This window comes from Neolewinella lacunae (assembly GCF_014349155.1).
GTDB classification, from domain to species: domain Bacteria; phylum Bacteroidota; class Bacteroidia; order Chitinophagales; family Saprospiraceae; genus Neolewinella; species Neolewinella lacunae.
This window is the reverse complement of record NZ_JACSIT010000029.1, coordinates 13216-26400: the sequence shown is the minus strand read 5'-3', so window position 1 is coordinate 26400 and position 13185 is coordinate 13216. Positions and strand designations below refer to the sequence as shown.

5 protein-coding genes and 1 pseudogene are annotated in these 13185 nt (G+C 53.1%); all 6 read right to left on the bottom strand.

Annotation, left to right across the window (positions count from 1 at the left end; genetic code table 11):
• Positions 1-630: 630 nt before the first annotated feature.
• Positions 631-1839: pseudogene (locus H9S92_RS22750) on the bottom strand (Ig-like domain-containing protein); the annotation flags it as partial.
• Positions 1840-3472: 1633 nt separating this feature from the next.
• Positions 3473-4252, bottom strand: coding sequence for a LytR/AlgR family response regulator transcription factor (locus H9S92_RS00255; RefSeq protein ID WP_187464726.1), 780 nt, complete (start codon positions 4250-4252; stop codon positions 3473-3475).
• 389 nt (positions 4253-4641) lie between these two features.
• Positions 4642-6261, bottom strand: coding sequence for a tetratricopeptide repeat protein (locus H9S92_RS00250; RefSeq protein ID WP_187464725.1), 1620 nt, complete (start codon positions 6259-6261; stop codon positions 4642-4644).
• Between the two features lie 429 nt (positions 6262-6690).
• Entirely contained in the window at positions 6691-8316 is a 1626-nt protein-coding gene (locus tag H9S92_RS00245; RefSeq protein ID WP_187464724.1) for a winged helix-turn-helix transcriptional regulator, read from the bottom strand.
• Positions 8317-9420: 1104 nt separating this feature from the next.
• Entirely contained in the window at positions 9421-10317 is an 897-nt protein-coding gene (locus tag H9S92_RS00240; RefSeq protein ID WP_290283137.1) for a DMT family transporter, read from the bottom strand.
• Between the two features lie 32 nt (positions 10318-10349).
• Positions 10350-13178, bottom strand: coding sequence for a CHAT domain-containing protein (locus H9S92_RS00235; protein ID WP_187464722.1), 2829 nt, complete (start codon positions 13176-13178; stop codon positions 10350-10352).
• Between the last annotated feature and the right edge of the window lie 7 nt (positions 13179-13185).

The window sequence follows — 13185 nt, the reverse complement described above, 5'->3', positions numbered from 1 at the left end:
CTGATTATTAACCACTTGCTGAACTACACTGGAAAAATTTGGAGAGTTCAGTACTTGCTCATCTGAAATGTTTGGCACATTCCAAGTAACCGAGGAAGTCGTTACCGCCCGGGTAGAAAGATAATTATTGGCCGCTGTATACGCAGGTGGAGCAGATAAATTTTCAGCCCGAATGGTTACTGGTATGTTGCCATCATCGTACCCTATGAGTCGAAGCGTAGCTGAGGTGATGGTCGCATTGGCAGGGATGTTCAAACTTTGAAACCTAAAGCCCTGATACCTGATAATGTCACCATTGTCCTGAAATGAAGTTGGGAAGTTAGTTCCGGCACTATTCTGCCAGGAATCGCTGGTAGTTGCTGGAACAAGTTGATTACTAAGCGTTACTGTACTAGGCGCACTAATGGAGTTGATCGAGAAAGAATAGGCTCCGCCTGCTGTGGTAGATGTACTAGTAATCAGGGGTTCTCCTACATCAAGTAAATCGTTGTTGTTTAGGTCGTTATACAAGTTTACGGTCACCCCACTCGCCCCTGTTTCGCCAGCGTTTAGGATGCCATTGGTATTTGCATCCAGAAATACCGTACCATTGATGGTGGACTGACTAGGATTGCTAGCGGTAATAGTGATGGTAGCCTGGCTACAAACCGCGCCACTACAAGCTTCATAAGTGATTTGGTCACCGCCCCAGAAGCCGGTAACGTTGCCCGTGTAGGTGATGGTGCCGTTGCCGTTGTTGACAAAGGTTCCGTTGGTACCGCTGCCGATCAGGTTGACGGTGAGGGGGCCTCCCAGGGGGTTGGTGTCGTTGGCCAGTACGTTAACGGTGACGGAGGCACTACCGCAGTTAATGGTTCCGGTGTCGTCTTGGGCGATGGGGCCCAAGTTGAGCCCACAATTGGTAGGACGTATGGCAGAGCGCAAAACCGCATTCAGGTAAAAGCGATCGGCATCAAGCCGGTTGGCGCCTTGATCACTATGGTCATGCCCCGCTAGGTAGTGTATATACCCCCCATCGCTGGCAGTAACCCCATCAATACGCCCGGTATAGGCCTTGTAGTCATTTTGACTATCGTATACGATACGGGTACCCCCGGGAGGGTTAGTATTGAACCCAAAGTCTTCCACTGAACCACCTCTATCTCCGATATTTCCTTCAAATTGCGCGGAAGGCTCCGTGGGGTTATCGTACAGGAAAGTGCCTAAACCGGGATTATCCCTGTAACCGGCATTGAGAAATGGCCGGGGGGCACTATTTTGAAAGCCCCGTATCGCCGCGCATTGCGCAAGAAAGTTGCCACCGCTTTGTAAAAAAGCTCTCACTGCCGTCCTTTGGGCGGTAGTAATACTTTCGTTGTGCGGCACCGTAATGATGGTAACACAAGAAGAGGCAGTTATAGTGGTGAGGGATCCCTCTGTGAAGTGCGTGCCTTGGGTAAGACCAGCACGTACCAAAATATTATCTGAATGAATATCTGGGTTGGCTCCATTTTCTACAAACACAAAAGGCTTGTGGGTAAGGTTGGAGTGTACATCCACGGTGGTGGCGTTTTGTAACTCATACACTCGGATCGAATTGCCAAAACTGTTGATTACCGTGGCCGCCTGGGCCTCAAAACCTGGGAAGATGGCAATGGGACCCGCCCGGAAACTTCGGCTGCTGTAAGTGCCCGTGGTGGGATAGCGCTGCCGGGCGGATGCGGTAAAATCAATCCCAGTTCTACTGGTTTTGCTTGAATTAATAATCCACTTCAATGGAATCCCGGCGTGCAACAGCCTGACCGCTAGCCCGTAGGCTTGCGTGATACGGGTATCGCTGGCTTGATTGGCATCGTCCATGGCGATGATGAGCGTTCCGGCCGGCAAAGTCTCAGTAGCCATTGTGGACTGAGTACTGGCATCTGCAGGCAGCAGGTTAAACCCATCGATAGGTGATGGACCCTGGTCAAAACGCTTCACCAGATGGGCACCAAAGAAACTGGCCGGACCAGCGGAAAGCTGATGCGCTTTGCCTTGACCAGCCTTCCTTATATAAGCAGGCAAATTTTCCTGGTGTCCAGAGCCAAAAGGCCATAACGCCGCCCAGACAGACTCCGCAGAAGGGTCATTTTCACATTCTTCAATGACCTCAGATGGGTAGGTAGCAAACAAGTCTGGGTACTGCGGGCCAGTCCCCTTCCCCTGCAAGGAGACGTTCCAGCCCAGCAACAGGGCGAAACCTGCGAACAGCACCACTAATGTTTTCCAAACAGAACCGTTTCCCCACGTTATTTTGTCAACAGAATTGAAACATAAAAGGGCGTTATAAACAGTTCTGCTATTTTTTTTCAGGTAGTCTTTCACTTCAAAAAATTTATACCACGCCAACGAGTAGGGTGATCGTTTGTGAGTGTGTTATAGTGCTTGACGCATCACGAGATTAATTTTCACCAAAACCTAATACTATCAGCCTGAATCACCTAACGGCAATTTTTAGCCTGGTATAACAAAGCTTTAAACCCCAACAATATTTTCTGGTAGTGGAGCGTACCACAGAAAGAGAAAGAACCCGCCAACCTAGATGGCTTGCTCCTTCACTTTTTGGTACTTAAGTTGCTGTCGTGTAAGAAAAAGCAACGCACTGGTTTAACCCAACTCTAAACTAGAGAGAATATATTGTTCAGATTACTGATAGCCAATTACTTGAAATTTGAAAAGGGAAAATATCGTTAACCGAAAACCTGCTTTAAGCAGACCTCAACTTGCTCATCACAGCGGAATCGTGCAGCAACTTGATCTGTCTACCATTGTTGTAAGTGAACTTCTAACTCTACTTTATCCAATCCGAATTTCTAGCGTGAAGGTCGCTCGGATAGCACCTGGAAATAAACATCCAGCAGATAAGTACCCATTCGCTAGACTGAGCGCCGATAAATAGGCGACAACCCAGGAGCATTGCCAGATTTCAGCTCAAACACCTCACAAACCGCACTCAACTTGGGTTTTGCCACGTTTACCCCCAGATAGTTGCGTTCATCTGCAAAACGCCATGTTTGTCGGCAGTGGCTGGCTAGTGGGTTAAGACCGGGGGTCACAGGCTGAGCAAAGATGAAGGATTGAAGTGTAGAGTACAGCGGCACGAAATGCATCGTAGAAGAGACTATTGGTGTTGCCTTTACCAAACACTTCTCTCAACCGCAAAAAAAAACGAGTGGCAAAGAGCCACTCGCATAAATAAACACTTTTGAACAACACAATTGTAGTTTTTATATAGTTACTGTAAGCACAAGAAAATAGGGAAAGAGTGCGGGTAAGATTTAGCACAATATAGGCAGACATTCAGCAGCGCAAAACCGTTACCAAGACAAGTCAGGCGTTTTTGAGGATGAACAAGGCCATTACAGCCACAACAAGTCAGACCCGCAAAACAAACCGTCTTAAATGGTAAATTGAACAATGGCCCGCGCCGGTGTCCTTTGCCACCAGTTCTGAACTATCGCAACAGGTTCAACTGGTCTAAAAAAGGCTTACGGTAGCTATAGCCAATCGGGAGTTGCTCTTCATTGATCTTGATCTTGTCGTCCTTAGTGGAGATGGATTCAATATGCATGACATTGATGAGGTACTTCTTATGGCAGCGCAGAAACTGGGGGAACAGTTTTTCCTCCAAGGTTTTGAGCTGGACGTTAGTAGGGTAGTTCCTTTTTTCGACTCTGGCGTAGGTGAGTTTGTTGTCCGCAAAGAAGAAACTGATTTTCTCAATGTTCATCGCCCGGAAGGCATCGCCGATTTTGAAGAAGACGTGTTGCTCTCCTTGCAGTCCTTGTGCAGCAATTGGCCCCACCCTTGCTGAGGAATGGTCAATTGCGATTTTCTGGTTGAGCAGGCTGTTTTCCAACTGAAGCAGGGCATAGTTCAACGCGTCCGTGAGGCGGGAGCTGGAGAGGTCGTCATCCAGAAAATTGGTGTTCTTGATTGCGGAAACCTTTTTACGCTTAGCCTCTCGATTGACGGAGGATCCCAGAAAAATGAGTGGAGTGAGCAGGCCGTTCTGCCTGATTTTGGTAGCAAACTCAAAACTTTCGGCTACATCGGCATCCAGGATGCAGACGTGCGGGGGGTGCTGGCGAAAGTTACTTTCCGCTTCGGCAACATTACTAGCGGCCACAACTTTGCGGACCCCCATTTTAGTTAGCAGCACCAGCAGCAGGTCCCGGAATGACAGGTTAGGTTCACAAACGAGGATTTCAGTTTGGTAGATGGAAGGAACCATTTTTCAACATTTTGTTTTCACGAGAAGATTGTGTTCTGATTTGATGTCAGGCGTTTTAGATGCCCAGTACTCATGGGTGACTCCAAAGAGTTGGAGGGTAACAGCCCAAAGCAACTTGGCGCAAAGCGGGTAGTTAAGTGGTCGAAAGCCCAGACATCAAAGCGGGCGTCTTCCGGGAGGTGAAAAGAATTGTGAAAAGCGAGAGAACGCCAGTGGCGATGCAGTCGTCGGTTAAAGCACGGTTCTTTTTTTCAGCTTTATAACACCTACGATGCATAGAACAAAGTAAAGTAGGCAGCGACACATAAAGTCCGTTCAATTGGGTTTTCAGGCAGATGCACGGATACCCGTTCAACCCCGTTTAACCTGGGTATACCTCCCAAATCCTCCTATTCACCAAGAGAAACCTTGACAATTTTGGTGAGCAGGGCCACTTTAAGGTTCTGGCTACTGTCGGAGGTCACCTCGAAAGACTGGTACATCCGGCGTAGCGAAGAACTCACCCCTTCGAGGCTCAGGAAGACCTTATCGGCGATCTCCCGGTTGCTGATGGATGGGTTTTCAAAAATGGCGCAGAGGATGTTCCAAGAGCTTTCTCCGAGGGGTTTCCCCAAGAAGCTTTCAAGTGCTTCCCTGTCCAGTTCCAGTTCCTTACGGACACCGGCTACCGACACCGACTGGGCAGCAACCCGCTCCTTGACCAACTCCAACTCGTGTTGCAGCTTCACCTTCTCCCTGGCACTTCGGACTTGCCGGTGGTTGAGGATGGTTACAAATAAGATGACCAACAGCACCGCCACCGCAAGAAGCGTAAAACTAGCGGTTCTGGCTTTCAAGCGTTGTTGGGCCAACTGGTCCTCAAAAGCAAGTTGATGCAACAATTTTTGTTTTTCGTACGCGTACTTTGCTTCATTTTCAAACAAAGATTTTCTGTTCTGTTCGCTGTAGATGCTATCCTTGGTTTGCTGCCATTCTTTATGAAATTCCAGCGCTGTTTTGTAATCCCGCTGATCTTCGCTGAGAAAATAACTGATTCGAAGGGCATCTTCTAAGATCGTTTGATCACCTACCCGGCGGGCCAAGACTAATGACTGGGTAGCGTAATGGTCTGCAGAATCAGCATTTACGTGGCGGTATAAGTGAGCGAGCATGACCGTTCCCCTGGCCAGGGTTAAACGATCCTGGTGCGTCTCGGCAACGGCCAACCCCTCCATGAAATACCCTTTGGCCTGGGCGGTATCGCCCAGATTAAGGTAAGAATCCCCGATGTTAAAGAGGATCGTGCCCGCATTTCTATTAAAGCCGGTTGCTTTTGCTAACGCGTAGGCCTCTAGATGGTACTCCACCGCCTTGGCAAATTTTCCTTCGTCGCCGTAACTGACCCCCATGTTCGTCAGCCCCCTGATCCAATTGGCAGTATCAGCACTTGCACGTCCGTACTCAAGCGCTGCAATCATGTACTCCCGCGCTTTCTCGAACTCCTCTTGGGCCAGATAAACCAACCCGATGCTGGATCGAAAAGATTCGATGAATCGCTTGTCCCCCAGGGCTTCAGCCTGCAGTAAACCTTCAGTGTAAAACTCCAGAGCAATGGAAAAGTTACTTAAGGTCAAGTGGCAGTTCGCCGTATAACTCAGCGATTTTATGTATTGCACCGTATCACCTGCCGCCTTGGTCGCTTCCAGCACCCATTTGAAAACGCCTAAACTTTCAACGTAACGCGCCGTGCGGTAAAGCGCAACACCCTTGAAGTAGTTGATCTGGCGCTTTTCCGCCTCAGTGCCTTCGGCCGCTATCAAATCCTCTGCCCGGGCATAGTAATGCAGGATACTGTCTGGATGCTCCCGGGCGTAACTGCTTTCGCCGTAAGCAATCAAAGCCTGAATCCGCTCAGTGGCGGGCAGCTGTCCGTTAACAAATACGGAGAGCAATGAATCCGGTTTGGTGCCTTGACCAAAACAAATACCCAGGAGCAAAAAAAAACAAAAAAACGTAAAAGCCCTACTCATGTTCGTTTATGGTTTTAAGTTCTGCCGAATGGAATTACACAAAAACGAGGTGGCCTGGTCCCTTTTCTCAGTAAATAGCCCAGGGGAGGAGCCTGCTGTTGTTCAATCGAAACGACCAGCAATCTGGGTTCCTGCAGAAGGAAGGATTGCCTGGTCTTTGTTGCTGAGGGAACCAGTCCCCCAGCGTTGGTGCTGCCACTCTTTGCCGACCAAATTAGACAATAGAGGAAAAACCTGCAAGGCAAATCAGCATTGGAAGGTGTAAACAACAGTGCTGGCACAAAATTTTAGTTCGTTTTTTTGGCAAAATATGCAACATGACATACCTCTAGTGCCGTAAAGACGGACTTTAATTTCCCCTGTTTTAGTCTACAGTCGACCTTTAGATTACGGCGTATGATCACTATTTAACAGTTCGCTATCTGCTCGTCAGGGGTATTTCTCCAAGGAAATCTTCACGACTTTGGTAAGGAGGGCCACTTTGAGGTTCTGGCTGCTGTCCGAACTCACTTCAAAGGCCTGGTACATCCGGCGGAGAGAAGAGCTCACCCCCTCGAGACTGAGGAAAACTTTATCGGCGATCTCCCGATTGCTCATTGCAGGGTTCTCGAAGATGGCACAGAGGATGTTCCAGGAAGATTCACCCAGCGGTTTACCCAGGTAAGCGTCCAGCGCTGCTTTGTCCAGTTCCAACTCTTTCCGTACCCCTTCAACCGAAACCGACTGAGCCGCCACCCGCTCCTTTGTCAACGCTAACTCATGCTGTAGGGCCATTTTCTCCTGCGCACTTATGACTTTGCGACGGTCGAGGATCGCCAAAAAGAGGATGACCAACAGTACGGCTACCGCAAGTAGGCTGAAACCAACCGTTCTGGCCTTTAAACGTTGCTGCAGCAAGGTCTCCTCAAAAGCCATCTCATCTATTAACTTTTGTTTTTCGTAGGCGTATTTTGCTTCGTTTTCAAACAAAGCCTTTTGGTTATCTTCGCTGTAAATACTGTCCCTGGTTTGGCTCCACTCCTTATGGTACTCTAATGCTGTTTGATAGTCTTTACTGTCTTCGTGTAGAAGAAAACTGATCTGAAGCGCATCTTCCAGCACTGTTTTATCGCCTATTTGACGAGCCAACGCTAAGGACCGTTCTGCGTAATAGGCGGCAGAATCCAGATTCACCTGGCGGTATAAGTTGGCGAGCAAGACCGTCCCCCCGGCCAGCGCAAAATAATCTTGCTTTTCCTCGGCAACAGCCATCCCCTCCCAGAGAAAGGATTTGGCTTTGGCATTTTCCCCCAGATGAAGGTAAGCATCCGCAAGATTAAAGAGGATTGTCCCCAGGTTTTTATTGAAATGGTGGGCTTTCGCCAAATCGTAGGCTTGTAAGTGTTGCTCCGTCGCTTTGGCAAAGTTCCCTTCGTCAAAATAACTGATGCCAACGTTGGTCAAGCCCCTAATCCAATTAGCAGTATCCCCTTTTGTCCGGCTATAATTGAGGGCAGCAAGCATGTACTCCCGTGCTTTCCCGAACTCCTTTTGGGCCAGATAAACCAGCCCGATGGCTGATCGAAAAACTTCAATATACCGCTGCTCACCCCGAGCTTCGGCCAATAGTAAGCCTTCAGTATACACGTCCAGGGCGGTAGAGAAATTGCTCATCGTCAAATGGCTGTTTCCGGAATAGCTCAGCGACTTAATGATTAATGCGGTATCTCTAGCCGCCTTGGCTTCCTCCAACACCTTTCCTAACACGCCCAGGCTTTCCACATAGCGTGTCGTCCGGTACAGCGAGACCCCCTTGTAGTAACTGGTTAGACGCTTTTCCTTGTCCGACGCTTGGTCTTCAACGAGTCTCTCTACCTGGGACAAGGAAAGCAGCACAGTTTCAGGGTTTTCCCGCGCGAAACTGCTCTCACCATAAGTAACCAAGGCCCCGATCCGCTCCGTAGCGGGCAGCTGCGGGTTACTGAAAACGGAAAACAAAGAATCTGGATTCCATCCCTGCCCAGAGCAAATGCCCAGCAACAGAAAAAAACAAAAACAAGTAAGTGCGCTGTTCATGGGTCGGTTATGATTTGAAATCCTCGAAGACTTAGCCCGAAAAAAGCGAAAAACCAAAGCGCTTCCACAGGCCCACTGTCAAAGCCAAACACGAGCTATTGCTGGTTCAAAAGAAGCAACCTCTCCTCAGGAGCATTGACCAAAGCATGGACGCTTTGCTCTTTCGCGTGGCGAAAAGCTTTTTGACATTCGCTTAAAAACCCTGACCAGTCACCGGAAAAGGTGGACAAACCAGGGAAAAAGCCAGACAACGAGAGAAGACCGCTACAGCACTACAGCCAAAAGTTCAGTGAAATTTCATGACCTTGCGTAGACAATAGAGGGCTTAGATGGTTCAAACTTGGTTGCAATTTTGCCCAACTAAATCCAAGATCTAGTAAAAAAGGCCTCCAAGTAAGGATCACCAGCTTGTTGCCATCGCCGTAGCTGGCTTTTCTAAGGGAGCACCAGAAATCTACAGATACTGGTAAATGTTTGGAATTGGTAGAGGTGCATAACTTTTCGTGTTCACAGTACTCAAATGTACTTGTGCCAACATTCAAAACTCACTGAAGTGCCGATAAACGTTTAAAAACAGAAATGAACTAGGTTAATATCGGTACAAACCGACTATTGGACAAGCCTCACCTAATAGCCCCACTAGCCCCTCAGGCTTTACACTGCCACAAAAAAGGCAGGTCATCGCAACGATGCCTGCCGTAACAATCTCATGAAAAATAAAAAACCTTCTCTTGTTTCAACTACCTGGTAAGGCGCTGAGCAAAAGCAGGAGGGTCGATAAACAATTAGAACACAACACAGAAAATACTTAAAAACACCAAATGTTGAAATTAACTTTTGTAGTCACAGTGCGCCCCTGCTGCAAGCGGCCCGCTAGCCTTAACCAGTCGAACTGTTCTCTCAATAAGTGGAAACCAATTTTTCATCTCTTAAACCTAAAACAAACATAGCCCCCCCACCCTAGCGGACTCAAGGCCAAGGTAGATGAACAGGCCAGGGAATGGATAAACGATCAATTTAAGGCTAAGTACGCATTTAACCTCCCCTCCAACATCACCCATCCTGCCCCCTGCCCCCCCAGGAAAGAAGCCCCACCGGCTCACTTCACGCCCCCACCCCCCGCCCCCGCATCGCCATCACCGCCTCTACCGCCACGGCCGAAAGGATCAACGCGCCTCCCAGCACCGCCGACCACCCAGGAACCTCCCGGAAAAACACCACCCCCAGCAAAATGCCGTAAATCGGCTGGATGCAACTCAGCAAACTCGTCGTGCTCACCGAAAAGAAGCGGAAACAGGCCAAAAACAGGGTGTGCCCAATTGCCGTAGTAAAGAGCCCCAGCCCCAAAAGATAGGGCCAGGCTTCCGCCGGAGGGACCGCCTCGAAAAAGTACCACACCGGAGCCACCAACACCACCGTCAGTCCCGCCTGGTAACACATCAGCACCGACCCCTGCATACTCGCAATCTGGGTCTTCACCACAATATTGCGCAGGGAATACACCAGGGCCGAGCCCAGGCCGCACAACAGGCCCAACGTCGCCTGGTTCGCCAGGTCAAAGCCCGGAGCCAGCAGGTAAATACCGCCCAGGACCAGCCCGGCCAACAGCAAGTGGTGCAACTGAAAAGGCCGCTTCAGCAACAAAGGCTCCAGCAAAGTCGTCATCGCCGGGTAGGTAAAAATGGCCAGCATCCCGATGGCCACCCCGCCCAGCTTTAGCGCGTAGAAGTAGCTGATCCAGTGCACCGCCATGAGCACCCCGGAGAGCAAGACCGCCGCACGCTGTCGCCGGTCACGCAGGCCAAAACCGTAACCCTTGTACCAGCAAAAGGCCAGCAAAAAGACCAGCCCCAGGCAGGCCCGCCACCAAATGGCTACCGGTGCCTCAACGGGCACGTATCGGCCCAGGACGCCGCTGGTCCCGACAAACACCATGGCCAGATTGATTTGTAGAATAGGATGGAGCGGACGAATAACGGCTTGATTTATTGGGGTAAACACTCACGCTTAATGAAGACGCTCAAGCTCCTCCCCTACCCTTGATCTCCCTCTTTGGGGACTCTGCTCCTTGTCCTGACTCCCCCCTTCGGGGGGTCGGGGGGGAGCACCTGCGACCGCGCCCGTAATCGCAGCCAGGCCAGCCACCAACTCAGCCCCAGCAGTACCAACACCCCGCCGAGCCAGAACCAGTTTGACCAGCCCGCCGGAGCCGGAAGCGGATCGGCATTGCCGTAGTAGGTTAGGCCGGCCCAATAATACGGCGACTTCAGATAGCCCGGCACATCGTCGCGCTCCAGGTAATCCAGCTGCGCCCGGTGGAGGGCTGTCGGCTTGCGCTCCCCTGCCGCCAGGTGGCTGTAAAAACTGCCCACAATTTCGGCGGTCGTCCGGTCGTTGAGCGCCCACAGGCTGGCCACCACGCCCCGCGCACCCGCCGCAGTAAACGCCCGCCCCAGGCCCAGCATCCCCTCGCCTTCGGCCAGCGGCCCGATGTTGCTCTCGCAGGCGCTCAGCATGATGAGTTCGGCGCGCAGCCGAAGCGCGTAAATATCGGCCGGATACAGCGCCCCGCTCGCCGTGAGGATGCGCGGCGGCAGCCCCCCCTCCTCCACCGAATAAGCGTGGGTGGACAGGTGCAGCAAAGGATATTCCGCCAGCGCGGCCAGCAGAAAATCGCGGTCGGCAGCCAAACCAAGGCGGGTTTCCGTAGGGTACCACTGCGCCACCGCCGCCGTTTCCTGGGCACTGAACGGGAGCACAGGAGCGCCCCCCGCAGGGTCCGCCGGAGCAAAAGGCGCAAAGGCCAATGCCCATTTTTTTTGGGGCGCGGTCGCAGGTGCAAGGTCCGTTGGACGAGACTGGTGGTCCAACACCGTTGCCGATTGGGCGTAGCCGATCCGGTGCCGGCGCAGGACGTAAGCGGCCGACGCAAGGTCCGCTCCAGCCTCCCCCTCCACCAGCGCCACGAAGGGCAGGGACGCCAAAATGCCGTCGGGCAAAATCAGCACCCCCGCACCCGCCGGCAATTCCAACGGAGCCAGCAGCAGCGCGTAGGCATGGGAACTGGCCAGCAGGTAGCCCGCAGGGTCCTGGTCGATTTTTTCGGGAGCCGTAAAGTAAGCCAGCACCGCCCGCACGGCCAACTCGATCTCCGCCGTCGGGCCCAGGGAAATCAATGCCGCGCCCTCCGCCGAAAGCCGGAAGACCCGCGCCGTATCCCCGCCCAAAAAGTAAGTCAACTGGTAATCCCAGCCCGCTTCTCCTAGTCGGCTCCGCGCTGCGGCCAGATCAACGACGGGCGGACGGGCCACCAGCTCCCGCACCTGGGGATGGCGCTCCGCGACCGACTTGCGCAACTCTTCCAGCCCGTCACGCAGCAGGAGGACGGAATCTTCCACAGCTGGCCGGTTGGCCAGTTCCTCTTCCAACAGGCGACGTTGCCCGGCCAGCAAACGCTTTTCGGAAAGCACCAGGCTATCGGCCAGCGCCGGCGGCAGGCTGGCCCCGGCCCGCTCCCGCAACAGGGCTTCGAGCAAAAGGATGGCCCGGCTCTTTTCCAGGTAGTAGAAGCTGTTTTCCCGGTCGCCCGCCAAGGCACTCAGGCGGATGGCGCGGTCGTACACCGGCAGGGCTTCGCGCCGCCAGAAGAGTTTGCTGACCGCCGCGCCGTAGTTGGCCCGCAGCAGGTCGGCCAGGGCATCCGCCGCCGCCAGGGCTTCGCGGGTGGCGGTGACCTGGCCAGCGGCTTCCAGCGACTGCGCCAGGTTGGCCAGGTACTTGAAGACGTCGGCGGGGTACACGCTCAGGGCCAGTTGCGCCTCCGTAGGCAAAGGCGTTTCTTCACTGTAGGTCCAGCCCGGGACCAGGTGGGCAATCGCCCGTTGGCTCAAGTTGGCCGCCGCCGCATGGTTTCCCTGGCTCCGCGCCAGTTCCGCCAGATTATCGGTCGTCAGGGCCAGGAGCCGGGGGTCGTTGCTGCCCTCGGCCAGTGACAGGGCTTTGGCCAGCCAGTCGTTGGCCTCGGCAGCGTCCCCGGCGCGCAGGGCATTGAGGCCCAGGAGGTTTTGCTGAACAATCTGGTTGTAGGCCTGGCCCTCACCCGCCATTCCCCGCAGGGCCTTCAGCGTAAGGGTGCGGGCCTCGGTGTGGTGCCCCAGGTAGAAGTGAGCGCGCCCCAACTCCATGGTGGCCGTCAGTGCCCAGTAGGCCTGTCCCTGCGCCTCAAACGCGGCCACCGAGGCCTCCAGCGGAGCGAGGGCCGCCGGGTAGGATCCCGTTTCGATGTGTTGGACCCCGAGCAGGCGTAAGACTTCCGCTTCCCCCAGGGCGTTGTGCTGGGCGCGGGCTTCGGTCAGCATACTTTCCAGCAGTTCCTCGGCCCGACCGAAGTCGCCGTTGGCCTGCCATAGATAGACGAGTTGCTCGCGGTTGTTGTGTAGCCGCTGGTAGGCATCCAGTTGGCGGAACACTTGCTCCGCCTCCAGCAAGTAGGGTTCGGCCGTGCGGAGCTGCCCCTGGTTGCGGTAAAAAAGGCCGAGGTTGGCCAGGGTCTTGCCCAGGGGAATGGCCGGGGCCTGGGCGTACAACTCCCTTTGCACCTCCAGGGCACGCAGGGCAAAATCAATGGCACCAGCGTAAGATCCCTCGCTACCGTAAGCGTAGACACTGCGGCCGTGAAAGACCACCGAGAGGCTATCCAGGTGGGCCGGGCAGCGGGCGCGCACCTCGGCGACGATGTCCTCCACCGCCTGCGGGCGCGCGTACAGGGCACTCAGCGTCTCCGCAACGGACGGACAGGGCTGCGCAAACAACCCGCCCGTAAATCCACCAAGGAGTAAAACGCAGGGCAACCATCGAAACATGGCCTAA